Consider the following 22,827-nt stretch of genomic DNA (forward strand, 5'->3'; position numbering starts at 1 on the left):
CTGCGAATGAAGTCTGGAACTTAGGCGGGGTTGGGCCGGGTCTCAAGGGTGCGTTCGATCAACTCGTCGAAATCGCCGCTGTCGCGCACCTTCGCGATGTCATCAGCGTTGATCGTAACCCCCCAGTTGCGCGCCATGGCTTCATACCGGGGCTGCCGGTGCGCCAGCGCTTTGGCATAAGTCCAGCGGATAAAGGCGTTGGGGTCAACCTGTTCGGCAGTGCAATCATTAAGCGCCAGATAGTCTGCCCAGACACGCCCCAGAAACTCGGCCTGATAGGACATCGGCTTAGGGGCCTTGTCGAAACGGCAGATCAGTTCTTCGGTATGGGCCTCGTCGCCCTTGATCCAGATCATTAGCGTTTGGGCAGAGAGCTCGGTCAGGATTTGATCGTTGGGGTCGTCGGGCTCGACCCATTCACAGATTGACCCGCCCGTGTCGCAAATGAAATGCGGATAGTGATAGAGGCGCTGCGCCCGGTCGATGAAGTACCTGGTGTCCAGCAGCGCGTGGATCTCGGCCCGGCGGAACTGTTCCTGTCGCATCTGGTATTCAGATATTTCCAGACCACCCCGATCCCGGTTGCCGGGCTTGCCCAAATAGGCTGCGACCGGGGTCAGGTTCTGAAAGGTGATGTTCGATCCGATATAGATCGAGTCCGACAGCAGCAAGTCACGCAGAAACGGGACCTTCATCGCCTCGGCCTTGGCGTTGTCGGTGATGTATTCGCCCATGTAACGGGTGCCAATGCGGTAGTCGATGGAATAGTGAAACCAATCGCCCGCATCGCGCAGCGTGTTCGAGACATAGGATTTTCCCAGCCCGGACATGCCGAAGAACAGCACCTTCTTGCGCGCCGCGTCGCGCCAGTCCTTTGCCGAGTTGTAGATCATCGTCCGCCGTCCCTTGTTTTGTCCTAGCTAAAACGGGCGGTTGGCGGCGTCAATCGCGTCTGCGGGATCGGCTGAGGATTAAGAGCCCCAGCGCCAGAATGGCAAAGCCGACGAAGGCGCGTGGGGGCAGTGCCTCATCCCGGACCAGCGCGCCCAGCAGAATGGCGACCGGAGGGATGATCAGTGTCACCAACAGGACATTGCCGCTGCCGCCTTGTTGCAGGACGCGGTAGTACAGCAGATAAGCGCCAGCAGTCGCAACCAGCGCATAGTAGGCCATGGCCATCAGCGTCTCGGCCGGTAGGTTGAGCGATGGCACCCCGTCCACCACCAGCGTTATCGGGATCATGATCACCGTCGAGGCCGTTAGCATTCCGGCAGCGGCAACCGGAGGGGCGAGATCACCAAGATGCGCCCGAGCCCAGATTGCCGCGAAGGCATAGGATAACGCGCCAGCGAGAATGGCCAGTTGTCCCAGGTTTGCTGGGCTGAAGCTGTCGAATTGATTGAGACCGATGGTGATCGACACACCGGTGAACCCCAATGCTACGCCCAGCATGCGCGGCTTGGTCAGGCGTTCATCGCGGAAGAAAACGGCGGCCAGTAGGACGCCAAAGACTGCGGTGCTGGCGTTCAGGATCGAGGTCAAGCCTGTTTCCACATGCAACTGTCCCCAAGCCATCAATGAGAACGGGAGGGCATTGTTCAGCAACCCCATGACAAGGAACGCGCCCCAGATGCGCGGGTCGCGGGGCAGGGGCTGCCGTTGGAGCGCGATAAGGGTCCACAGGGCCAGCGAGGCCCAGAAGACCCGGTGGAAGACCGAGGTTACGAATGGGATTGTGTCCAATGCGATGCGGATTGACAGAAAGGACGCGCCCCAGATCACTCCGAGCAGGATCAGTTCGGCCCACGCACGGGCGGAAAGGGTTTTCTGAGCAGCCATGGCGTGTTGTCGCATTACTGTGGGCGTCAATCGACCCGGAACATGCGAAAAAGCCCCGCCTGATCGACGGGGCTTGATGTCTGGTGTTGAAACAGGATCAGTCCAGAGCGTAGGTGATCTGAAAACCAACACTCCATGCGCTGTTGCCGGTGAATTCACCACCGGTGGTCGTCGTCGCGTCGCCGATGTCTGTGTAGCGCACGCCACCGGAAATCTGCGCTTTTTCAAACGAATAGGTGCCGCCAAGTCCAACGCTCCAGAAGCCATCTGTAGGGCCTAGGTTGGTGACCTCCGATCCGGTTGAGGTTTCATAGCCGACGGTTACGGCTCCGGAGAATTCTTCTGAAAACTGATAACCCAGACCCAGAGTATAGGTGAAAGTGTCGTCCTCGTAGTCGACGAGATTGTCGTCGGTTATTCCGACATAAACCGGCGGCGCGAGAACAGTTTGCGGCCAATCAACCCAGCGGACCGATCCAAACAGAAGCGTTTTCGGCGCGACGCCGGTTTGGAAGTCAAGGTTGACCGATTGCGGCGACTCGACTTCGGTTTCCGTATCCTGCGTCACAAGGACAGCAACCGGCGGGATCGGCGGTGCGATGACGGTATTAAAAGACTCGGTCTGCGAGATATCGTGAGTGATCTTCGAATTGTAGGTCAGAGCGACGCGTGCCGCGATGTCCGGCCGCTCCCATGCGACGCCGACCACATAGCCGAAGGCGATATCCGAGTCCGTATCAAGCTCATAGCCTGCTGCTGCAGGGACTGCCACGTTGGCCTTGAGGCGTTGCCCGCGTACACCGCCAATGGCGCTGAAACCATTGTCAAATTTGTAACGGAGCAATGCCGTGATTGCATCGACATCTGCTTCAGCACGCAACACATCCGAACGCCCGCCAAATGCCGCAGTCGGATTGACCGACAGCGGATAGTTTGACGGATATCGGATGTCGGCACCAAACGGTTCGTCATAGACAAGAGCAAAATCCAGTTGCTCCGTCAGCGCGCTTTTGTAGGCAAGATGCGGTGTGAAGAAGTTATTAGTGACGTTCCCGGAATCGACACCGTCCTGTGATCCGCTTACATCGGGGCTGGTGTATCCAAGCCTGAACTGTACAACAGATCCTTCCTCAAACAAGATGTTCACACCCTGACCACTCCGGTCAAGTCCGCCCGCCTGCGCGGTGGTCGCCCCGACACACACCGCACACGCCTGAAGCAGCGCTTTTTTCATTTCGTCCTCCCTAAACTGTCCAATTGCCTGCAATGTGCACCCTCACGTACACACCCGGCTTCGTTACCGGTTGTTACTCTCTTAATCCTTAAAATAAGGTCAACCCGTGACGGAGCGTTAGTCTGAGTCAGCGTGGCGAGTCTGTGTTGCCAAATTGTTACGATTCTCGGACCAGACGTTCAGAAAGATGCCGCAGAAGATCACGACCGCTCCCAGAAGGGTCCAGTGATCCAGCGGTTCCTGATAAAAGATCATGCCCACAATTGCGATGGTCGGCAGGCGCGCGAAGTCGAACGGGACCACCACCGTGGCCGGCGCGATGGCCAGAGCGTTTGTGATACAGAAATGCGCCAGCAACCCGGCCAGACCGATGAGCAGAAGAAACGGGGCCGTGCCCAACGAGGGCAGGGTTATGTCGCCGTCAATGCCGGAAGCGATCAGGCCAAGTACGGCCTGCATCACAGTTAACCAGAACATTATGCAACCGATGCTGGCCGTGCGCGTCAGGGATTTGGTCGAGATGTTTGTCAACGCAAAGAAGATTGCCGACAGGGCTGCGGCGATCACGCCGGGGCTGATGGATGCGGCGCCGGGGCGCGCTACGATCAGGATGCCTGCAAAACCGATCATCGCAGCGGTCAGGCGAATGGCAGTCAGCCGTTCCCCCAAAAACAAGGGCGACAGCAGGATGACCCAAATGGGGTTGGTGAACTCCAGCGCAAAGACCTGCGCCAGCGGGATGACTGTCACCGCGTAGAACCAAAGATTCTGCCCGGTGAAATGCAGGACGTTTCGCACACCGTGCAAACCCAGCCGCTGCGTCGTGACCTGATCCCAGTTTCGTGTAAACGACAGGACCAGCGCAACCACGCAAATGCCGACGAGGCTACGGTAGAACATGATCTCGAACGTATCATGGGTCACACTCAGCTCGCGCCCGGCAACGGCCATCGAGGAAAACGACGCAATCGCTCCGGTCATCCAGAGCGCGGCTTTGCCGACCTGTGATTTGCTTTCATCCATAGAGCCAACGCTGTATCAGAGTGTGCCGCGCCGACTAAAGGGCGTTTCGCCTTGGAATGTAAAGCAAAAAGCCGGGCTGAGACCCGGCTTCTCGATCATTCCCACTCGATGGTTCCGGGGGGTTTCGAGGTGATGTCATAGGTGCATCGGTTGATGCCTTTGACCTCGTTGATGATGCGGGTCGCGGTTTCGCCGAGGAACTCATGACTGAACGGGTAGTAATCCGCGGTCATGCCATCAACGGAGGTCACCGCGCGCAGCGCGCAGGCGTAGTCGTAGGTACGACCATCACCCATCACTCCGACGGTACGGACAGGCAGGATGGCCACGAAGGCCTGCCAGATCTCGTCATAGAGACCGTGTTTACGAATCTGGTCGATATACACCGCGTCCGCTTCGCGCAGGATTTCCAGCTTTGCGCGGGTGATTTCGCCGGGGCAGCGGATGGCAAGGCCGGGGCCGGGGAAGGGGTGGCGACCGATGAAGCTTTGCGGCAGGCCCAGTTCGCGGCCCAGCGCACGCACTTCGTCTTTGAAAAGCTCGCGCAGAGGTTCGACCAGTTTCAGGCCCATCTTCTCGGGCAGACCGCCCACATTATGGTGCGATTTGATCGTGACCGAGGGGCCGCCCGAGAACGAGACGGATTCGATCACGTCGGGGTAGAGGGTGCCCTGCGCCAGGAACTCGGCTCCGTCGATGGTGTCGGCGTGTTTCTGGAACACGTCGATGAACAGCTTGCCGATGATCTTGCGTTTGGTCTCGGGGTCACTCTGGCCGTCGAGTTCGCCAAGGAACAACTCGCTTTCATCCGCATGGATCAGCTGGATGTTGTAGTTGTCGCGGAACATGCCGACCACCTCGGCGGCCTCGTTCTTGCGCAGCAAGCCATGATCGACAAAGACACAGGTCAGTTGATCGCCGATGGCTTCGTGAATCAGGATCGCCGCGACGGAACTGTCGACACCGCCCGAGAGACCGCAGATGACCTTTTTGTCGCCCACTTGCTCGCGGATTTTGCGGATCATTTCGTCGCGATAGGCCCCCATGGTCCAGTCGCCCGAGAACCCGGCCAGTTTGACGAAGTTCTCATACAGCTTCGCACCCTTGGGGGTGTGGTGCACTTCGGGATGGAACTGCACGGCGTAGAAATGGCGGCTGGGATCAGCGGTGATCGCGTAAGGCGCGTTGGGCGAGGTGCCGAACACCTCAAACCCCGGGGCGATTTCGCTGACGTGGTCGCCGTGGCTCATCCAGACCTGTTCATCGCCGTCGGTGAACCAGCCTTCGAGGATATCCAGCTGGCTATTCGGTGTCACGAAGGCGCGGCCGAACTCGGCGGTGCCATGGCCGCTTTCGACCTTGCCGCCCAACTGGTGCATCATGACTTGCTGACCGTAGCAGATGCCCAGAATCGGCACGCCGTAGTCAAAAATCTCCTGCGGGGCGCGGGGCGAGCCGTCGCGCGTCACGCTGTCGGGGCCGCCCGAGAAAATCACGGCCTTGGGGGCCATCTCTCGGACAAACTCCATCGTGACGTTCTGATAGGGGTGGATTTCGCAGTAGACGTTCAGCTCGCGCAGGCGGCGGGCGATCAGCTGTGTTACCTGGCTGCCGAAGTCGATGATCAGAAGGCGGTCGTGGGATGTTTGGGTCATGCAGGGCTATTAGGTCGCAAGCCTTGCTTGTGCAAGCGCAATGACGTCAATTAAGGGCGGAGGCTGACAGATGACGACGCTGAAACTCAGGACCGCGAACCACCGCGACACCGAGGCGATAGAAACCTGTATCGCCCGCGCCTATGCGGACGTGATGCGCGAGATTGCGGATTTGCCGGATGTGACAAGCGGGGTCGCCGAGGATATCGGGGGGCGTCAGGTTGTCGTGGCCGAACAAGAAGGGACGCTTCTGGGCGTCATCATATTCGACCGGCAAGCAGACGCCATGATGATCCTGAATCTTGCCGTTTCTCCGGACGCGCAGGGGCAGGGCATTGCGCGGCAGCTGTTGGGTAGGGCTGAAACCCGCGCATCCGAGGCGGGGCTAAGCACTCTCCGCTTGCGGACCCATCGGCTGATGACGGAGACTCGTGCCCTGTACCGATATTTGGGCTGGCAAGAGCTCGAGGTCGCCGGAAACTCTGTTCTGATGCAGAAAACGGTAACGTAACGTCTTAGCCGCGCTGTTCAAATGTGTCGCTGCTCATGTCGCTTTTACCCCTATTGCGCCGTAAACTACCGGTGGCGCTGTTGGCGGTTCATGTAACACACTTATCAAACCAACCATTCAGACGGGATTTTCTCAATGGCAGAGGCAAACACCCGGCGCAGAGCGCGAGGGGGCGGTGGCGCCGCCCGCCGGGCCGAGCGCACGGCGGTCAAGATCGAAACCGCGAAGTATATCGAACGCAATATTCCCAATTTCGAAGTGCTCAACGAAGAAGCGTTGGAGATCATCGAGACCAACGCGGAAACCGTGCTTGAGGAAATCGGCGTCAATTTCGTCGACAACCCCGCCGCGTTGGAACGCTGGCGCGAGGTCGGGGCGGATATCGACGACGAACGTGTCCGCTTGCCGCGGGGGCTGGCGCGCGAGTTGATCAAGACCGCCCCCAGCGAATTCACCCAACACGCCCGCAACCCCGAGAAATCGGTGGTGATCGGTGGCCGCAATCTGGTTCTTGCGCCGGTCTACGGCCCTCCGTTCGTGCGGGACGCGCATGGTGGTCGCCGCTATGCGACCATGGATGATTTCAACAAGTTCGTGAAACTGGCCTATATGTCCAAGTGGCTGCACCACTCGGGCGGCACGGTGTGCGAACCGACTGATATCCCGGTGAACAAGCGTCACCTGGACATGCTGATGGCGCACATGACCCTGTCGGACAAGCCGTTCATGGGCTCGGTCACCGATCCCAGCCGAGCGCAGGATTCGGTCGAGATGTGCGAGATTCTGTTCGGCAAAGAGTTCGTACAGAACAACACCGTGATGACCTCGCTGACCAACATCAACTCGCCGATGACCTTCGACGATGTGATGATGGGGTCGCTGGAAGTCTATGCGAAGAACAATCAGGCCTGCATCATCTCGCCTTTCATCGTGGGTGGAGCAATGGCACCCGTTTCGGTGGCGGGGACGCTGACTCAGGTTTTGGCTGAGGTTCTGGCAGGCGTCGCCTACAGCCAGATCATCCGTCCGGGTGCTCCGGCGATCTTTGGCGCGATGGTGACTTCGATCGACATGAACTCGGGCGCGCCGACCTTTGGTACTCCCGAAGCGTCGCACATCACCTATGGTGCGGGGCAGTTGGCTCGGCGTTTGGGTCTGCCATTCCGGTCTGCTGGTTCATTCTGTGGTTCGAAGATTCCGGACGCGCAGGCAGCCTATGAAACCGCGAACTCGCTGAATATGGGGCTGCTGTCGGGCGTGAATTTCATGCTGCACTCCTGCGGCTGGCTCGAAGGCGGTCTGGTGGCGGATTTCGAGAAATTCGTCATGGATGCCGATCAGTTGGGCGTGCTGCACGGTCTGGCCAAAGGCGTCGCCTATGACGAGAACGCGCAGGCGATGGACGCAATCCGCGAGGTTGGTCCGGGTGGCCACTATCTGGGCTGCGCCCACACGCAGGCGAACTTTAAGGAAGCGTTCTGGAAGACCGACCTGCTGGATTACAAGCCGTTCGAGACCTGGGAAGAGGAAGGCGGCCGCGATACACGGACGCTGGCAACCAACCGGGTCGAGCATCTACTGGCCAATTACCAGCAGCCGCAGATCGACCCGGATGTAAAGGCCGCGCTGGACGCCTATGTGGCCGAGAAAAAGGCATCCATGCCCGATGCCTTCACCTGATCACGTATAGCGCGTGGCGCGGCTGGTCTGATACAGCTGCGCCTCGCCGATCAGGGCGATCAAAATATCCAGATGACGCACCAGAGAATAGGCGGCGTCATCTTCCTGCCTCTGCAGGTCAAGCTCGCGCTCGGCTTCCATCAGCCGTATCAGCGCCGACCCTGTTCCCGGTATCGCCCCATAGCCCAGCACCCGCTGCAGGTGCCGATCCCGGTTGTAATCCTTTGCGCCGATCTTCGCGGCGCGGGTCAGCAGCCGCGGGCGGCGGAGTGTGGTGATCATGGTCATCAGGTCCTGCACGATGGCTTTCCTTCTTTTTCAATTCCGATGCCCATCATGTGACACAACTTATGCGGGTGTTGCCTCGTAATCTCTCACCCCGAACGATGGTTTCACGACTGTTTATCAATTTGAATCAATTCTGCTCTGTGTCGTCCGCGGTTAACGAACGGGTAACGAAACCGGCTCTAGTTAGATTTGGTTAACTAAGAATCCGACGACGAGAACTGTCAGTTTGTTTGTCGATGAGGGCATTGAAATATGGAAAACAGCGTGGCTTTCAGCGTACCGGCTTGGGTTCCCGAGGGGGCGCAGCGATATCTTGATCATACCGAGTCGGGTCGGTCGATCCGGGACATAGCACGTGCCGCGGGATGCCACGCCTCGACCATTCTGCGACAAATCCGCCGCGTCGAGATGCGCCGCGACGATCCGCTGGTAGATGCCGCGCTGCAATCACTTGCACGGACGCATTTTGCGCCTGGAATAGGCGGTGCAACTTCGTATCAAGCGTCCGATCACCCGTCAGGCGAGACCGAGGATGACTTGTTCGAGCGCGAAGCCCTGCGCGTCCTGCGCCGCCTGTGCGAATCCGGTGCGGTGCTGGCCGTGGCTGAGGATATGGATAAGGCCGTCGTGGTCCGCGACAATGGCGAGGGCGGGACCACCCGAACCGCCGTGGTCGATTGCAAGACGGCGCAGGCGCTGGCACTGAAAGATTGGATATCCTGCGACAATCCCGGACGGATCTCGCGCTATCGTCTCTCGACCGCGGGCCGGTCGGCGCTGAGCCATCTGCTGGCCGAGGCCGAGAACCGTGCCCGAGCGCAGAACGAGTTCGGGATGGCCGAGGCACAGGCACCGTTTCAGCCCTCTGCAGGTCAGCCCGGTCGCGCGAAAGGACCGATCCGCATTCGCTACAGCACCACCGAAAGCCCGTTGATCGCGCTGTCGCGTCGGCGGGACCGTGACGGCAAGCCCTTTCTTGACGAAACGCTGGTGGGTGCCGGCGAACGGCTGCGCGAGGACTTTGAGCTGGCGCAGATCGGGCCGCAGGTCACGCAGAACTGGGATCGGTTCCTGACCGGGGGCGGTCGCGCTGATTTCGCTGCGGATGCGCATGTCGGGCACGGCTCGTCGGGGGCGCGGGACCGCGTGGCGCGGGCGCTGGCGGACCTCGGGCCGGGGCTCAGCGATGTCGCCCTGCGCTGCTGCTGCTATCTTGAGGGGCTGGAGCAGGCCGAAAAGCGCATGGGCTGGTCGGCCCGGTCCGGCAAGATCGTCCTGCGGATCGCATTGCAGCGGCTAAAGCGGCATTACGAAGAACAGACTGAGCGCGACCGAATGATCGGCTGATCTTGTGGATCTGGCGGTAAGTGATAATCAGAGGTTATGAATTTCACACTCCGCCAGTTGCAATATTTCCGCGCGGTTGCCGAGCAGCGCAACTTTGGCCGCGCGGCGCAAGTCTGCCACGTGTCGCAACCTGCGCTGTCGGTTCAGATCAAGGCGCTGGAGGATTTGATGGGTGGAGCTCTGTTCGAACGGCAGGCCCGCGATATCCTGCTGACGCCGCTGGGACGGGATGTTCTGGATCATGCCCACAGGGTCCTGAAGGCAGCGGATCAGTTGGATCGGTTCGCCCGGGATCATTCCGGCGGACATCGCTCTTTGTCGATCGGCATCATTCCCACCGTTGCGCCGTACCTTCTGCCGGGGGTTCTGGCTGGGTTGCGTGCCGGGGATGTTTCGCTGCGGGTCCAGATCCGCGAGGCCAGAACCGAACGCCTGCTGTCCATGCTGCGGGCGGGCGAGATCGACGCAGCGGTTCTGGCGCTACCCTCGGGCGGGGCGGGGCTGTACGAAGAGGCGTTATTTGACGACCGGTTCTTGCTGGCGGGCAGCCAGGCCCGACTTGACCGGCTCACCGTCAGCCCCGAGGCGCTACGCCCGGTTGACCTGAAGGCGGCGCAGCTAATGCTTCTGGAGGACGGGCATTGCCTGACCGATCAGGCGCTTGAGGTGTGCGGGCAGGATCGGGCCAGCGGCCAGATCAACATGGGCGCATCCTCGCTGGCGACCTTGTCGCGGCTGGTGGCCGAAGGGTTCGGCCTGACCCTGATGCCCGAACTTGCCGCACGGGCCGAGACCGATGCGGTACCGGGGCTGCGGCTACTGCGATTCGGCGCGCCGCAACCGGCGCGCACGATAGGGTTGGTGCGTCGCGCGGCGACCGGGGCCGAAGATTGGTTCGAACGGCTGGCACAGGTGATCAGGCTTGTGGGTGAAGAGGTCGTGGCGCAGACCCGCGCCTAACATGAAAGGCCCGCCGGAACCGACGGGCCTTTGATCCGGTCTTAGCAGCGACGTTACGCCAGCGCGGGCGCGCGAACCTCATCCAGATGTTTCATCAGGCTTTCCGGCGACGAGACGCCGTAAGGGTCTTCGGGGCAGTTGTCCATCAGGCCGGGTTCTTCGAACCATGCCTCAACCACGCCGTCATTAACGATGGCCGCATAGCGCCACGAACGCATCCCAAAACCCAGATTGTCCTTGTCGACCAGCATCCCCATCTTGCGGGTGAATTCGCCAGAGCCGTCCGGGATAACCTGAACCTTCTCAAGTCCCTGATCAGCGGCCCATTTGTTCATGACAAAACTGTCATTCACGGACATGCAATAGATCGCGTTGATTCCCTTGGCAACGAAATCGGCATACCCGTTCTCGAACCCCGGCAGTTGATAGGTCGAGCAGGTGGGTGTGAATGCGCCCGGCAGCGAGAACAGGATGACACGTTTGCCTGCAAAATAATCAGCCGTGGTCGTGTCCTGCCAGCGGAACGGGTTGGGACCTTCGACCGAGTCGTCGCGGACACGGGTGTGGAAGGTCACATCGGGCAGTTTTGCACCGGTTTTCATTGGTGGACTCCTGTGATTCACCTCTGTTTGGCCCGAGGGGTATGATGTTTGCACATGAGCTTCAACAATAGATGTGCTGCAGGTACAAAATATCTTCTCGGTCACGGATATCCTTGAAATAAAGGCAAAAAGACCTCTGGGCGCCTGAATGAATGCTGCTTGCGCAGAACCGTGCCGCATAGCGGCTATGCGTCGCTGGCGTAACGGGGGCAGTCGGTTTATGTTATGCGCGATGCAAATTGACCCAAAGTCAGGAAAGCAAACCGTGCGCGATCTGAAAATTCCCGAACAAAGACACCCGGAAAAGGCGCACAGGCCCGACAACGCCGCCCCGCGCAAGCCCAAGTGGATTCGCGTGAAAGCCCCCGGCGGGGCAGGGTATGCCGATACGCACAAGATCATGCGCGAGAACAACCTGGTCACCGTCTGCGAAGAGGCCGGATGCCCCAATGTCGGCGAATGCTGGAGCCAGGGCCACGCCACCATGATGATCATGGGCGAGATCTGCACCCGTGGCTGCACCTTCTGCAACATCGCCACAGGCCGCCCCGACGAACTGGACGCGTTCGAGCCGGGCCGGGTGGCTCATGCAGTTCAGAAACTGGGGCTGAAGCATGTGGTGATCACCTCGGTCGACCGCGACGACCTGCAGGATGGCGGGGCCGAGCATTTTGCCCAGACCATCCGCGCCGTGCGGCACCGCTCCCCCACCACGACGATCGAAATTCTGACGCCTGACTTTCTGAAATGCGACCCCGCGGTGCTTGAGGTGGTGGTCGAGGCGAAGCCGGATGTGTTCAATCACAACCTTGAAACCGTGCCGGGCCTCTATCCGCAGGTGCGCCCCGGTGCGCGCTATTTCCATTCGCTGCGGCTGTTGCAGCGGGTGAAAGAGATGGACCCGTCGATCTTCACCAAATCGGGCATCATGGTCGGTCTGGGCGAGGACGAACAGCAGGTCCGGCAGGTCATGGATGACATGCGCGCTGCCGATATCGACTTTCTAACCATCGGCCAGTACCTGCAGCCGACACCGAAACATCACGGTATCGACCGGTTCGTCACGCCCGAAGAGTTCGCTTCGTATGAAAAAGCGGCCTTTGGCAAAGGGTTTCTGATGGTATCGGCCACTCCGCTGACCCGATCTTCGTATCACGCGGGCGACGATTTCGCGCGTCTGCGCGAGGCCCGGCAACAGAAGCTGGAGCAGGGGTGAAGCCCGAGCTTCAGAACTGGCTGACCGAAAAGCGCCACGAATTGCATCAGGTGCCCGAGGTCTCGGGCCAGGAACGCGGAACCGCCGCAAGCATCGCCAATCTGCTGCAGACCTGCGACCCCGACACGGTTCTGACCGGGATCGGAGGGCATGGCGTCGCCGCCATCTATGACAGTGGTCAGCCCGGCCCAACCGTTGGCATCCGGTGCGAGCTGGACGGCTTGCCGATACAGGAGCTTTCGGACACGGCTTATGCCTCGCAAAACTCCGGATCGGGGCACCTGTGCGGGCATGATGGCCATATGGCGATGGTGCTGGGCGTGGCATTTGTGCTGGGCCAGACCCGCCCTGATACCGGGCGCGTTGTTCTGATTTTTCAGCCCGCCGAAGAAACTGGGCAGGGCGCACAGGCCTTTCGAGCCGACCCGCAATTTGCCGATATCGCGCCGGACTATGTGTTCGCGCTGCACAACCTGCCGGGGCTGGAACTTGGTGCGGTTGAGCTGTGCGAGGGCCCAACCAACTGCGCCTCGCGCGGGATGCGGATTGCGCTGACGGGCAAGACCTCGCACGCGGCGGCGCCGCAGGACGGGGTGTCTCCGGCAGGGGCGCTGAGCGCGCTGATCCCGGCCTATGCGGCGATGGGCGCAGGCGGTGCGCTGGATGCGGATTATGCGCTGACGACGGTCACACACGCGCGTCTGGGCGAGCCGACCTTTGGCATCGCGCCCGGCATTGCCGAGTTGTGGGTGACGTTGCGCACGGTCTCTGACGCTCGCATGGCACGCCTGACCGAACAGGCTGAGGCACTGGCCCGCGAGATCGCTCAGGCTGAAAAGCTGGAGGTCGACATCACCTATGATGACGTGTTCGAGGCCTGCACGAACGACCCCGAGGCTGTCCGTATCTTGTCGACGGTCTGTCAGGCGCAGAACGTGCAGTTTGGCCTGACTCCCGAGCCGCAAAAGTTCTCCGAGGATTTCGGGCAATTTGGCAAGGGGGCAAAAACCGCGATGTTCTGGCTGGGGGCTGGGCAGGATCATCCGCAGTTGCATAACCCGGATTACGACTTTCCCGATGCGCTGATTCCCATCGGCACCGGCATCTTTCTGGCGGCGATCAACGAGGTTCTGAACCTCAGGGCCTGAGCTTGCCCGGCTCGCTTCCGGCCCAGTCGGGCCACCAGCCCATCATCTCGATCCCTGCGATCAGCAGGCAAATTGCGATGATGGCAAACACCAGCACCACGCGGCGTTCAGACGGCGGGTTCCGCGCCCATCGCGACATCCGTAGAAAGTGGCGCAGGCTCATCTCGGGTCAGTCCTCGACGAACCGCACTTTGCCGATGAACGGCAGGTTGCGGTTGCGCTGCGCGTAGTCGATGCCATAACCCACGACAAATTCATCCGGAATCTCGAACCCGATCCAGTCGGCGCGGAAATCGACCTCGCGCCGGATAGGCTTGTCGAGCAGCGCAATGGATTTCAGTCGCGCAGGCTTGCGGTTCAGCAACAGCTTGGTGACATGGTTCAGCGTGTGACCGGTGTCGACGATATCCTCGACCACCAGCACGTCGCGCCCTTCAATTGCGCCGCGCAAGTCCTTGAGAATGCGAACTTCCCGGCTGCTTTCCATCGAGTCGCCATACGAGGATGCCTCAAGGAAATCCACCTCGATCGGCAGGTCCAGTTCGCGCACCAGATCGGCGATAAACACGAAACTGCCGCGCAGCAGGCCCACAACCACCAGCTTGTCGGTGCCGCCGAACTCATCCGCGATCTCGCGGCACAATTCCTCGATCCGCGCGGCGATGGCCTTGGCCGAGATCATCTCATCTATCACATATGCGCGGTCGCTCATCGCTGCCCCCTTGATCTTTGGCGCGCAACATACGACATGACGCGCCATTGTCACCTGCAAATGCCGGAACGTCATGCCCATCCATTCGGAAACCCGACCGCTGCCCTATACCGCCCAACAGATGTACGATCTGGTCGGCGACGTGGCCAAATACCCCGAGTTCCTGCCGTGGTGTGCTGCCTCCCGTATCCGCCGGACCTCCGCCGCGGGTGAGGGGCAAGTGATGGAGGCCGATCTGGTGATTTCGTTCAAGGTGTTCCGCGAACGCTTCGGCAGCCGGGTAACGTTGTTTCCGGCGCAAAAGAAGATCGACACCGAATATCTGGACGGCCCGTTCAAATACATGCGCTCGGACTGGCAGTTCGAGGATACGGATCAGGGCTGCAACGTCTCGTTCCATGTGGATTTCGAGTTCAAGAACGCCGTCCTGCAAGGCATCATTGGCGTGGTTTTCAACGAGGCGATGCACCGCATCGTCCGCGCCTTCGAGCAGCGCGCCGCAGACCTGTACGGCTGAGCCTTTACCCGGGCCCGCCGCGCGCTAGACTGCGCCTTATGACAGAACTGACCTCAACGCTTGCGCAGTTCGCTGCAGGCCCCGTTTCGACCACGACGCAGGCGCGGATCGTGACCTCTCTGTCCGCGCTGGACTGGCTGGCCGTTGGCCGTGCGGGCGCTGACGAGCCCGTCTCGCACATCATCCGCGACATGGTTTTGGCCGAAGGCGGAGCGCCTCAGGCGCAGCTGTTTGGCGGCGGCGGGGCTCCTTTGCGAGGGGCGGCGTTGGCGAACGGCACCATTTCCCACGCGCTGGACTATGACGACACGCATTTCGCCCATATCGGCCATCCGTCGGTCGCCGTGTTCCCGGCGGCGCTGGCCATTGCGGCGCATGAGGACAAGCCCGTCGTTGATCTGCTTGAGGCCGCGCTGGTCGGTATGGAACTATCCATCCGCGTAGGGCTTTGGCTGGGGCGCGGGCATTATCAGGCCGGCTTCCACCAGACCGCCACCGCAGGCGCGTTCGGCGCTGCGGCCGCGGTGGGCCGCCTGATGGGTTTTGATCCGGCGCAGATGCGGCGTGCCCTGGGCCTGACCGCCACCCGCGCGGCGGGACTCAAGGCGCAATTCGGAACGATGGGCAAACCCTATAATGCCGGGCTTGCGGCCTCGACGGGGGTCGAGACAGCCCTTCTGATCCATCGCGGTTTCCAGCCCAGCGAAGACGCCTTGCAGGGTCCGCATGGTTTCGGCGCGACACATAAGGGCGCGGATGACACCTTGGCGGCGCTCGATGGCTTGGGCGATGAATGGCTGTTCGAGGCGGTTAGTCACAAGTTCCACGCCTGCTGCCATGGCCTGCATGCCGCGCTTGAGGCTGCCCGCGAACTGGACATCGCCGAACCCGAAGTGGCCGAAATCAAGGTCAAGACCCATCCCCGCTGGATGAGTGTCTGCAACCAGACTGAACCGTCGACCGGGTTGGGGGCGAAGTTCTCTTATCGCACCGTTCTTGCGATGCTGGCGCTTGGCTATGACACCGCGGTGCCCGACAGCTATTCCGACCAGACCTGTGCAGACCCACGCCTGCAGGCGCTGCGGCAGCGGATTACGGTCGAGGCGGACGAAAGCCTTTCGGAAACGCAGGCCCATGTGGCGCTGCTGCGCCGCGATGGTGCGCGGCTTGAGGCTGGTCATGATCTGCTGACACCCATGTCTCTGCCCGACCGCGAAGACCGGGTGCGCCAGAAAGCCGCGAAACTGATCGGCGGAGACGAAGCCGATGCGATCTGGTCAATGTTGCGCACCGGCGGGCGCGCAGCCGATCTGTCGGACAGGCTGGCCGGCTAGGCCACGCGCCAGTGCAGCGGAAAGCCCGGATCAAACACCGTGACGGGCCCGTCGGCGGTGTCGATCCTGGCGGGATAATCCACTGGCGCGCCTTTGGTCAGGGTGATCGTGTCCTCGTTAACCGGCAGGCCATAGAAGTCCGGGCCGTTCAGCGACACAAAGCCTTCCAGATTGTCCAGTGCGCCTGCGCGGTCGAACATCTCGGCCACCAGAGACATGGTGTTGGTCGCGGTGAAACAGCCTGCACAACCACAGGCCATCTCTTTATTCGCGTCGGTGTGAGGTGCACTGTCGGTGCCGAGGAAGAACCGGGAATCACCTGAGGTTGCGGCCCCTAGCAGGGCCAGCCGATGTTCCTCGCGCTTGGCGACGGGCAGGCAGTAATAGTGCGGTTTGATGCCGCCCACCAGAATGTGATTGCGATTGATGATCAGGTGATGCGCGGTAATCGTCGCGCCCAGATCGCTGTCGTTGGCCGTGACGTAATCGACCCCGTTGGCGGTGGTAATATGCTCCATCACCACGCGCAGCCCGGGCGTGGCCCGGCGGATCGGGTCAAGCACGCGATCGATGAACACCGCCTCACGGTCGAAAATGTCGATCTCGGAATCGGTCACTTCACCATGCACGCACAGCGGCAGACCGATCTCGGCCATCTTCTCGAGCACCGGGCGCACTTTGTCAAAGTCACGCACGCCCGAGGCCGAGTTTGTCGTCGCCCCCGCCGGATACAGCTTCACCGCCTTGATCAACCCGCTGGCATGGGCTGCGGCCACATCGACAGCGTCGGAGTCTTCGGTCAGATAAAGCGTCATCAGCGGCTCAAACGTCATGCCCGCAGGCAGGGCGGCCAGAATGCGCCCGCGATACGCGGCGGCCTGATCCCCGGTCACAACGGGAGGCACAAGGTTCGGCATGATGATCGCGCGTGCGAAATGGCGGGCAGTTTCGGGCAAGACGGCCTGCAACATGGCGCCATCGCGCAGGTGCAGATGCCAGTCGTCGGGGCGGCGGAGGGTCAGGGTATCGGTCATGCGCTCCGGCTAGCACAGCCGCTGCGGCGGGAAAACCCTTGCCGGCCGCCCCGATTGCCGCAGATCACCGGACAGGCCCGGTCTTGACGCCCGCGTCCAGCCATGACCTGTTGTCGGCAAGGGAGATTGACGCACATGACGCAGCCAGACACGATCGACGCGGTTCAGACCATGCTGGGCTCTCAGGGCTATGTCTGTGGCCGGGCACTGGCGACGGTGGTGTTCCTGTCGCTGAAGCTGGGCAGGCCGCTGTTTCTGGAAGGCGAGGCCGGCGTCGGCAAGACCGAGATCGCCAAGGCACTGGCTGCCGGGCTGAACCGCCGCCTGATCCGGCTGCAATGCTACGAAGGGCTAGATGCCTCGTCGGCGGTGTATGAGTGGAACTTCCCGGCGCAGATGGTGGCGATCCGCACTGCGGAAGCCTCGGGCGGGGCCAACCGCGACACGCTCCAGACCGAGCTTTTTTCGGACGACTATCTGATCGAACGCCCGCTGCTGCAAGCCATGCGCCCCGACGCTAATGGCGCGCCCGTCCTGCTGATCGACGAGCTTGATCGCACGGATGAACCCTTCGAGGCTTTCCTGTTGGAAGCGCTCAGCGACTTTCAGGTCACGATCCCCGAACTGGGCACGGTCAACGCCCCCGAGCCGCCCATCGTGATCGTCACCTCGAACCGCACGCGCGAGGTGCATGACGCGCTGAAACGCCGCTGTCTTTACCACTGGGTTGACTATCCCGGTTTCGACCGCGAGATCGAAATCCTCAACGCCCGCGCCCCCGAAGCAGCGCAAGCGCTCAGCCGCGAAGTGGTCGCCTTCGTCCAACGCCTGCGCACCGAGGACCTGTTCAAAAGACCCGGCGTTGCCGAAACAATCGATTGGGCCAAATGCCTCCTGGCGCTGGATGTGATCAATCTCAGCCCCGAGGTGATCGGCGATACGTTGGGTGCCATCCTCAAATACCAGGACGATATCCAGAAACTTCAGGGGTCCGAGGCCAAGCGTATCCTCGATCAGGCCAAAGCCGACCTCGAGCCCGCCTGATGCTTCTTCTGTTCAAAAATACTTCGGGGGTATGGGGGCAGCGCCCCCATGACAACTGATGGCCGAACACATCCCGCTGGACATCCCCGACACCCCCAAACTGGCGCAGAACATCACCCATTTCGCCCGCGCGCTACGCAAGGCCGGCCTGCCCATCGGCACGGGCCGCGTGGTCGATGCAATCCGCGCCGTTCAGGCCGCAGGCTTCACCGAACGGCGCGATTTCTACTGGACGCTACATGCCTGTTTCGTGAACCGCCCCGAACACCGCACCGTGTTCGCTCAGGTCTTTCGCCTTTACTGGCGCGACCCGCGCTATCTGGAACACATGATGTCGATGATGCTGCCCGCCATCCGGGGTGTGCAGGAAGAGCACAAAGCCGATGCAGCTGAAAAGCGCGCCGCCGAGGCGCTGCTGGACGGCGTCGACCGAGACCTGCCCGAACCGACGCCGCAGGAGGAAGAAACCGAAATCGAGATTGATGCCACCCAGACAGCCTCGTCCGAAGAACGTCTGCGCAGCCTCGACTTCGAACAGATGAGCACCGCCGAAATAGCTGAGGCCAAACGCCTGCTGGCGCGGCTGACGCTGCCGGTCCAACCCATCGCATCGCGCCGGGGTCAGCCCAGCCATCTGGCCCACCGCATCGACCGCGCCCGCACCTTGCGCGCCGCGATGCGACAGGGGGGCGAGTTGCACCACATCGCCCATCTGAAGCCAAAACCTCGCTGGCCGAACCTTGTGGCGCTCTGCGATATCTCAGGGTCGATGAGCCAATACAGCCGGATCATCCTGCACTTCCTTCACACGGTCTCGAACGCAAAGGGGGCAGGCTGGGCCAAGGTGCACGCCTTCACCTTCGGCACACGGCTGACCAATATTACCCGACATCTGCATCAGCGCGATGTCGACGCCGCTCTGGCCGCCGCCGGGGCCGAGGCGCAGGACTGGGAAGGTGGCACACGGATCGGAGAGTGCCTGCACCAGTTCAACCGCGACTGGTCGCGGCGGGTGATGGGGCAGGGCGCGGTGGTGTTGCTGATCACTGATGGTCTGGAACGGGGTGATCCCGACCTGCTGAACAAGGAAACCGAGCGCCTGCACCTGTCCGCGCGCCGTCTGATCTGGCTGAACCCGCTGCTGCGCTGGGACGGGTTTGCGCCCAGGGCGCAAGGGGTCAGGACAATGCTGCCCCATGTCGACAGTTTCCGTGCGGGGCATTCGATTGCCTCGCTTGAAGATCTGGCCAAAGTGATTTCTGCGCCCGACGATCAGGGGCAGAAAGCACGGCTGATGGCCGCGCTTTCTGAATAACTTCTATGACACCTGTTCCGCGTTGCACTTGCGCGCCATTTCCATGGCTTTGTAAGTACCGGTCAGATCGACGGTGAACGCAAATTCCTTTTCCGGGAACACCACCATGACATGCTTTTTGGCGATGTCCTCGGCGAACTGGGGATCGTCCGACAGGACATAGCCGCCGGAATAGCCCTTGGTGATGTTGCCTTTCATCCCGGTGGCCTCACCCACGTAGATGTTGTCACCCAGCAGAATGGCCACGCCTTCGGTCTCACCGGCTTTGATATCGGTCTTGGCCTTTGTGAACACGCCCACATAGCCTACGCCGCGATCTTCGGTCAGGCCCATCTGAACCACGTTTTCGTCGTCATCCACGGCCTCGATCAGGCAGGATTTCTTGTCCTGGTCGATAAAGACCTTCCAACCTTCGACCTCGCCATAGCGCAGGAAGGTGTCGGCCCAGCCAGAGGTCGCGGTAGCAAGGGTCAGGGCTGTGCCGAGTGCAAGAATGCGTTTCAAATCGTTGTCTCCGTTATGAAATGTCCTGTGGGTCGCACCGGTTGGGATGCAGACCGCGCCTGCAGGCTAGGGGCAGTTTCGCAGGCAATCAATGCTTCACTTTTCTGAATGTGAAAACGGCGCGTTGACGCCAAAGGTGAGTTTGCTGGCGTCTTTTCATCACGGCAAAGCTGCTTATGTTGGACCCGGACAGGGACGGAGGTCTCAATGGAACGATTCGATAACAGCCCAGAAACCGCGCTGGACTGGTACCGCGACGGCAAGGGGGCGGCGCTTGCCACCGTGGTCGAGACATGGGGCAGCGCGCCGCGACGCGTGGGGGCGCAGCTAGTGATCGGCGCGGACGGGCGGATCGAGGGCTCGGTCTCGGGCGGCTGCGTCGAAGGTGCGGTGATTGTCGAGGCGCTGGAGGCCATTGACGAAGGTGACGCCCGCCTGCTGGAATTCGGTGTCAGCGACGAAGATGCCTTTGCCGTGGGGCTCGCCTGTGGTGGCACGATCCGGGTGCTGGTCGAGCCGGTGGGCGCGGTTCTGCCCGAGGCGATGCTGGCCGAACTGGTCGCCGCCCGCGCGCGGCGCGAGCCGCTGGCCTATGAGGTGAACATCGAAACAGGCCATCGAGAGTTGCGGCGCAATGCCTACCCCGAGCGGCTGCGGATGGACCGGTCCGGGTTCGAAGGGGATGGCCAGACATTTGTCGCCGTGCATAATCCGCCCTTGCGGCTGATCGTCGTGGGCGCGGTCCATATTGCGCAGGCGCTGGTGCCGATGGCGCGGATTGCGGGATACGATCCGGTCATCATCGACCCGCGTGAGGCCTTCGCCTCGGACGCGCGCTTTCCGGGTGAGACCATCCTGACCGACTGGCCCGACGAGGCGGTCGCCAAACTGGGGCTCGACGCGCGCACGGCGGTTGTGCTGCTGACTCACGACCCCAAGCTGGACGATCCCGCGCTCGAGGCCGCGCTGCGGGCCGATGCCTTCTATATCGGTGCGCTGGGGTCGACCCGGACCCATGCCAAGCGCGTGGATCGGATGCAGCAATCAGGTTTCACCCCGGACGAGATCGCGCGGATACATGGCCCCATCGGGCTGGATATCGGCGCTGCAGGCCCGTCCGAGATTGCGGTGGCAATACTGGCGCAAATGACCGCTGTGTTGCGGGGCAAGGCATGAGGTTCGGCCCCGTTCCGCTGGCCGACGCCACGGGTGCGATCCTCGCCCATTCTGTAAAGGCGGGCGATACCAAGCTGCGCAAGGGCTTGGTGTTGACCGTGGATCACCTGTCTCAGCTGCAGGAGGTCGGGTATTCAGAGGTCACCGTCGCCCGGCTGGATCCCGGAGATTGTCACGAGGACGAGGCCGCCCGGATGCTGGCGGCGGCACTCGCGCCCGATCCGGCTCGCGCGAACCTGCGCTTCACCGAGGCGTTCACAGGCCGCGTCAATCTGCTGGCGAACGGGCCGGGGGTTGCGGTTCTTGATGTAGAGGCGCTGGAGCGATTTAACCTTGTGAACCCGATGATCACGGTGGCCACCGTGCCCCAATATCAACAGATGACCGAAGGCGGCATGGTGGCAACGATCAAGGTGATCTCATACGCCGTACCGGGATCGGATGTCGACCGAGCGGCGGGTCTGGCGCAGGACGCGGTTCGCCTGGTTGCGCCCGTCCACCGGACCGCTGGTCTGGTCGTGACTGACATTCCCGGAGGGCCCCCGAACGAAAAGGGCGTCGCCGCGATTCGCGGACGGGTCGAGGCGCTGGGGATGGATCTAACGGACGTGCGCGTGGTTCCGCACGAAACCGTAGGTCTTGCCGGGGCGGTGTCTGAGATCAGGGGAGATGTCGTGATGATCCTGACCGGCTCGGCCACATCCGATGCGGATGATGTTGCCCCAGGCGCGGTGCGGCAGGCGGGCGGCGTTGTTGATCGTTTCGGGATGCCGGTTGACCCGGGCAACCTTCTGTTTCTTGGCACTTTGGGCGCGCGCCCGGTGATCGGACTGCCGGGCTGCGCGCGCTCACCCGCGCTGAACGGGGCGGACTGGGTGCTGTCCCGGGTGGCCTGCGGGATCGAAACCACGGGGGCCGATATTGCCGCGATGGGTGTGGGCGGCTTGCTCAAGGAAATCCCGACCAGACCGCAGCCACGGGCGGCCCGGAAGAAGTGACGTGGCGGCACTTTGGCCCTTTGTGGGTCCCGGCTTATGTCCTGAATGTTGACCGCCGGGTGGGCCGCGAAACGCAGTAAATATTTTTGTTCTCAAACAAAATTTCCCGTGTTTAACTCCGGGGTAAGAAAAAATCGAAATGGGAGGAACTGATGACACAGGTCTCAATGACCGTGAACGGAAAATCCGTGAGCGGTGATGTCGAGGGCCGGACGCTGCTGTCCAGCTTTCTGCGCGATCACCTGTCGCTGACCGGAACGCATGTCGGTTGCGATACGGCGCAATGTGGCGCCTGCGTGGTGCATGTGAATGGCGAAGCGGTGAAATCGTGCAATATGTTAGCGCTCGAGGCTGATGGGGCCGAGGTGGGCACCATCGAGGGGCAGGCAAACGCGGATGGCTCGTTGAACGTGATCCAGCAGGCGTTTCAGGATCATCACGGTCTTCAGTGTGGCTTTTGCACGCCGGGCATGGTGATGAGCGCTGCGGCCTTGTTGAAAGAGAACCCGCGCCCGACCGAAGCCGAGATACGCAAGTATCTTGAAGGCAATCTGTGCCGCTGTACCGGCTATCATAACATCGTCAAATCGATCATGGCCGCATCCGGTCAGGACGTTTCCAACATCGCTGCCGAATAAGGCGGCGGGCGAGAATTTTCGACGAAAATTCTTTTCCAGGGAGGAGAACAAG

General features: G+C 61.4%; 24 protein-coding genes. 13 read left to right on the plus strand and 11 right to left on the minus strand.

Annotation, left to right across the window (positions count from 1 at the left end):
- Nucleotides 1–20: 20 nt before the first annotated feature.
- The 5 genes from ACR0J1_RS01765 to guaA all read right to left on the minus strand — a co-directional run bounded on the left by ACR0J1_RS01765 (nucleotide 21) and on the right by guaA (nucleotide 5,751).
- Nucleotides 21–893, minus strand: coding sequence for an ATPase (locus tag ACR0J1_RS01765; RefSeq protein ID WP_480729882.1), 873 nt, complete (start codon nucleotides 891–893; stop codon nucleotides 21–23).
- 49 nt (nucleotides 894–942) lie between these two features.
- Entirely contained in the window at nucleotides 943–1,839 is an 897-nt protein-coding gene (locus ACR0J1_RS01770; RefSeq protein ID WP_480729881.1) for a DMT family transporter, read from the minus strand.
- 97 nt (nucleotides 1,840–1,936) lie between these two features.
- Nucleotides 1,937–3,073 (minus strand): OmpP1/FadL family transporter, encoded by a 1,137-nt coding sequence (locus ACR0J1_RS01775; RefSeq protein WP_480729879.1) that lies wholly within the window; start codon nucleotides 3,071–3,073, stop codon nucleotides 1,937–1,939.
- A gap of 117 nt (nucleotides 3,074–3,190) precedes the next feature.
- On the minus strand, nucleotides 3,191–4,096 hold the full coding sequence (locus ACR0J1_RS01780) for a DMT family transporter (RefSeq protein ID WP_480729877.1): 906 nt from the start codon (nucleotides 4,094–4,096) through the stop codon (nucleotides 3,191–3,193).
- Between the two features lie 95 nt (nucleotides 4,097–4,191).
- Nucleotides 4,192–5,751 carry a glutamine-hydrolyzing GMP synthase gene (gene guaA, locus ACR0J1_RS01785; protein ID WP_480729875.1) on the minus strand — a complete coding sequence of 520 codons (1,560 nt, stop codon included), beginning with the start codon at nucleotides 5,749–5,751 and terminating at the stop codon, nucleotides 4,192–4,194.
- 70 nt (nucleotides 5,752–5,821) lie between these two features.
- Between guaA and ACR0J1_RS01790 the strand changes: the two genes are divergently transcribed.
- Nucleotides 5,822–6,262 (plus strand): GNAT family N-acetyltransferase, encoded by a 441-nt coding sequence (locus ACR0J1_RS01790; protein ID WP_480729873.1) that lies wholly within the window; start codon nucleotides 5,822–5,824, stop codon nucleotides 6,260–6,262.
- A 135-nt stretch (nucleotides 6,263–6,397) separates the two neighbouring features.
- On the plus strand, nucleotides 6,398–7,942 hold the full coding sequence (locus ACR0J1_RS01795; RefSeq protein WP_480729871.1) for a trimethylamine methyltransferase family protein: 1,545 nt from the start codon (nucleotides 6,398–6,400) through the stop codon (nucleotides 7,940–7,942).
- On the opposite strand, the gene ACR0J1_RS01800 is transcribed toward ACR0J1_RS01795, so the two are convergent.
- A complete protein-coding gene (locus ACR0J1_RS01800) occupies nucleotides 7,943–8,242 on the minus strand; it encodes a DUF6477 family protein (RefSeq protein ID WP_480729870.1) in 300 nt (99 codons plus the stop codon).
- Between the two features lie 240 nt (nucleotides 8,243–8,482).
- Here ACR0J1_RS01800 and ACR0J1_RS01805 point away from each other — a divergent pair, with 240 nt between their 5' ends.
- Both ACR0J1_RS01805 and ACR0J1_RS01810 read left to right on the plus strand, forming a co-directional pair.
- Nucleotides 8,483–9,577, plus strand: a complete 1,095-nt coding sequence (locus ACR0J1_RS01805) for a DUF6456 domain-containing protein (protein WP_480729868.1) — start codon at nucleotides 8,483–8,485, stop codon at nucleotides 9,575–9,577.
- 36 nt (nucleotides 9,578–9,613) lie between these two features.
- On the plus strand, nucleotides 9,614–10,537 hold the full coding sequence (locus ACR0J1_RS01810; RefSeq protein ID WP_480729866.1) for a hydrogen peroxide-inducible genes activator: 924 nt from the start codon (nucleotides 9,614–9,616) through the stop codon (nucleotides 10,535–10,537).
- Nucleotides 10,538–10,590: 53 nt separating this feature from the next.
- Here the strand turns inward: ACR0J1_RS01810 and ACR0J1_RS01815 are convergent, their stop codons facing one another.
- Entirely contained in the window at nucleotides 10,591–11,139 is a 549-nt protein-coding gene (locus ACR0J1_RS01815; RefSeq protein ID WP_480729865.1) for a redoxin family protein, read from the minus strand.
- Nucleotides 11,140–11,404: 265 nt separating this feature from the next.
- Between ACR0J1_RS01815 and lipA the strand changes: the two genes are divergently transcribed.
- Nucleotides 11,405–12,355: a lipoyl synthase gene (gene lipA, locus ACR0J1_RS01820; protein WP_480729863.1), complete on the plus strand. Its 951-nt coding sequence runs from the start codon at nucleotides 11,405–11,407 to the stop codon at nucleotides 12,353–12,355.
- Nucleotides 12,352–13,503 (plus strand): amidohydrolase, encoded by a 1,152-nt coding sequence (locus ACR0J1_RS01825; RefSeq protein ID WP_480729861.1) that lies wholly within the window; start codon nucleotides 12,352–12,354, stop codon nucleotides 13,501–13,503. The genes lipA and ACR0J1_RS01825 overlap by 4 nt, the downstream gene beginning before the upstream one ends.
- Here the strand turns inward: ACR0J1_RS01825 and ACR0J1_RS01830 are convergent.
- Together ACR0J1_RS01830 and hpt are read right to left on the minus strand one after the other, a co-directional pair.
- Nucleotides 13,493–13,666: a hypothetical protein gene (locus ACR0J1_RS01830; protein ID WP_480729860.1), complete on the minus strand. Its 174-nt coding sequence runs from the start codon at nucleotides 13,664–13,666 to the stop codon at nucleotides 13,493–13,495. The two genes, ACR0J1_RS01825 and ACR0J1_RS01830, sit on opposite strands and share 11 nt — an antisense overlap.
- A gap of 6 nt (nucleotides 13,667–13,672) precedes the next feature.
- Complete coding sequence (gene hpt / locus ACR0J1_RS01835) at nucleotides 13,673–14,215, minus strand: hypoxanthine phosphoribosyltransferase (protein WP_480729858.1); 543 nt, start codon at nucleotides 14,213–14,215, stop codon at nucleotides 13,673–13,675.
- 73 nt (nucleotides 14,216–14,288) lie between these two features.
- Here hpt and ACR0J1_RS01840 point away from each other — a divergent pair, with 73 nt between their 5' ends.
- Nucleotides 14,289–14,732, plus strand: a complete 444-nt coding sequence (locus ACR0J1_RS01840; protein ID WP_480729856.1) for a type II toxin-antitoxin system RatA family toxin — start codon at nucleotides 14,289–14,291, stop codon at nucleotides 14,730–14,732.
- Between the two features lie 38 nt (nucleotides 14,733–14,770).
- Entirely contained in the window at nucleotides 14,771–16,066 is a 1,296-nt protein-coding gene (locus ACR0J1_RS01845) for an MmgE/PrpD family protein (RefSeq protein WP_480729855.1), read from the plus strand.
- On the opposite strand, the gene pyrC is transcribed toward ACR0J1_RS01845, so the two are convergent.
- Entirely contained in the window at nucleotides 16,063–17,100 is a 1,038-nt protein-coding gene (pyrC, locus tag ACR0J1_RS01850; protein ID WP_480729853.1) for a dihydroorotase, read from the minus strand. The two genes, ACR0J1_RS01845 and pyrC, sit on opposite strands and share 4 nt — an antisense overlap.
- Nucleotides 17,101–17,235: 135 nt before the next feature.
- On the opposite strand from pyrC, the gene ACR0J1_RS01855 reads away from it, so the two are divergent.
- Entirely contained in the window at nucleotides 17,236–18,144 is a 909-nt protein-coding gene (locus tag ACR0J1_RS01855) for an AAA family ATPase (RefSeq protein WP_480729852.1), read from the plus strand.
- A gap of 58 nt (nucleotides 18,145–18,202) precedes the next feature.
- Entirely contained in the window at nucleotides 18,203–19,459 is a 1,257-nt protein-coding gene (locus ACR0J1_RS01860) for a vWA domain-containing protein (protein ID WP_480729850.1), read from the plus strand.
- 3 nt (nucleotides 19,460–19,462) lie between these two features.
- Here the strand turns inward: ACR0J1_RS01860 and ACR0J1_RS01865 are convergent, their stop codons facing one another.
- Nucleotides 19,463–19,963, minus strand: coding sequence for a hypothetical protein (locus tag ACR0J1_RS01865; protein ID WP_480528942.1), 501 nt, complete (start codon nucleotides 19,961–19,963; stop codon nucleotides 19,463–19,465).
- Nucleotides 19,964–20,170: 207 nt separating this feature from the next.
- Here ACR0J1_RS01865 and ACR0J1_RS01870 point away from each other — a divergent pair, with 207 nt between their 5' ends.
- The 3 genes from ACR0J1_RS01870 to ACR0J1_RS01880 all read left to right on the plus strand — a co-directional run bounded on the left by ACR0J1_RS01870 (nucleotide 20,171) and on the right by ACR0J1_RS01880 (nucleotide 22,775).
- Nucleotides 20,171–21,139, plus strand: coding sequence for an XdhC family protein (locus ACR0J1_RS01870; RefSeq protein ID WP_480729848.1), 969 nt, complete (start codon nucleotides 20,171–20,173; stop codon nucleotides 21,137–21,139).
- Entirely contained in the window at nucleotides 21,136–22,137 is a 1,002-nt protein-coding gene (locus ACR0J1_RS01875) for a molybdopterin-binding protein (RefSeq protein ID WP_480729846.1), read from the plus strand. Before ACR0J1_RS01870 ends, ACR0J1_RS01875 begins: the two co-directional genes overlap by 4 nt.
- 152 nt (nucleotides 22,138–22,289) lie before the next feature.
- A complete protein-coding gene (locus tag ACR0J1_RS01880; protein WP_480528945.1) occupies nucleotides 22,290–22,775 on the plus strand; it encodes a (2Fe-2S)-binding protein in 486 nt (161 codons plus the stop codon).
- Nucleotides 22,776–22,827 lie beyond the last annotated feature (52 nt).

The organism is Ruegeria sp. CJ3 (assembly GCF_056536725.1).

Bases quoted from the DNA above. Each gene is read 5' to 3' on its own strand.
- ACR0J1_RS01830 (WP_480729860.1), bottom strand. From the start codon at position 13,666: ATGAGCCTGCGCCACTTTCTACGGATGTCGCGATGGGCGCGGAACCCG.
- ACR0J1_RS01775 (WP_480729879.1), bottom strand. From the start codon at position 3,073: ATGAAAAAAGCGCTGCTTCAGGCGTGTGCGGTGTGTGTCGGGGCGACC.
- guaA (WP_480729875.1), bottom strand. From the start codon at position 5,751: ATGACCCAAACATCCCACGACCGCCTTCTGATCATCGACTTCGGCAGC.
- ACR0J1_RS01840 (WP_480729856.1), top strand. From the start codon at position 14,289: ATGCCCATCCATTCGGAAACCCGACCGCTGCCCTATACCGCCCAACAG.
- ACR0J1_RS01875 (WP_480729846.1), top strand. From the start codon at position 21,136: ATGAGGTTCGGCCCCGTTCCGCTGGCCGACGCCACGGGTGCGATCCTC.
- ACR0J1_RS01845 (WP_480729855.1), top strand. From the start codon at position 14,771: ATGACAGAACTGACCTCAACGCTTGCGCAGTTCGCTGCAGGCCCCGTT.
- hpt (WP_480729858.1), bottom strand. From the start codon at position 14,215: ATGAGCGACCGCGCATATGTGATAGATGAGATGATCTCGGCCAAGGCC.
- ACR0J1_RS01790 (WP_480729873.1), top strand. From the start codon at position 5,822: ATGACGACGCTGAAACTCAGGACCGCGAACCACCGCGACACCGAGGCG.
- pyrC (WP_480729853.1), bottom strand. From the start codon at position 17,100: ATGACCGATACCCTGACCCTCCGCCGCCCCGACGACTGGCATCTGCAC.
- ACR0J1_RS01815 (WP_480729865.1), bottom strand. From the start codon at position 11,139: ATGAAAACCGGTGCAAAACTGCCCGATGTGACCTTCCACACCCGTGTC.
- ACR0J1_RS01765 (WP_480729882.1), bottom strand. From the start codon at position 893: ATGATCTACAACTCGGCAAAGGACTGGCGCGACGCGGCGCGCAAGAAG.
- ACR0J1_RS01805 (WP_480729868.1), top strand. From the start codon at position 8,483: ATGGAAAACAGCGTGGCTTTCAGCGTACCGGCTTGGGTTCCCGAGGGG.
- ACR0J1_RS01810 (WP_480729866.1), top strand. From the start codon at position 9,614: ATGAATTTCACACTCCGCCAGTTGCAATATTTCCGCGCGGTTGCCGAG.
- ACR0J1_RS01855 (WP_480729852.1), top strand. From the start codon at position 17,236: ATGACGCAGCCAGACACGATCGACGCGGTTCAGACCATGCTGGGCTCT.
- ACR0J1_RS01770 (WP_480729881.1), bottom strand. From the start codon at position 1,839: ATGGCTGCTCAGAAAACCCTTTCCGCCCGTGCGTGGGCCGAACTGATC.
- ACR0J1_RS01870 (WP_480729848.1), top strand. From the start codon at position 20,171: ATGGAACGATTCGATAACAGCCCAGAAACCGCGCTGGACTGGTACCGC.
- ACR0J1_RS01795 (WP_480729871.1), top strand. From the start codon at position 6,398: ATGGCAGAGGCAAACACCCGGCGCAGAGCGCGAGGGGGCGGTGGCGCC.
- ACR0J1_RS01880 (WP_480528945.1), top strand. From the start codon at position 22,290: ATGACACAGGTCTCAATGACCGTGAACGGAAAATCCGTGAGCGGTGAT.
- ACR0J1_RS01860 (WP_480729850.1), top strand. From the start codon at position 18,203: ATGGCCGAACACATCCCGCTGGACATCCCCGACACCCCCAAACTGGCG.
- ACR0J1_RS01780 (WP_480729877.1), bottom strand. From the start codon at position 4,096: ATGGATGAAAGCAAATCACAGGTCGGCAAAGCCGCGCTCTGGATGACC.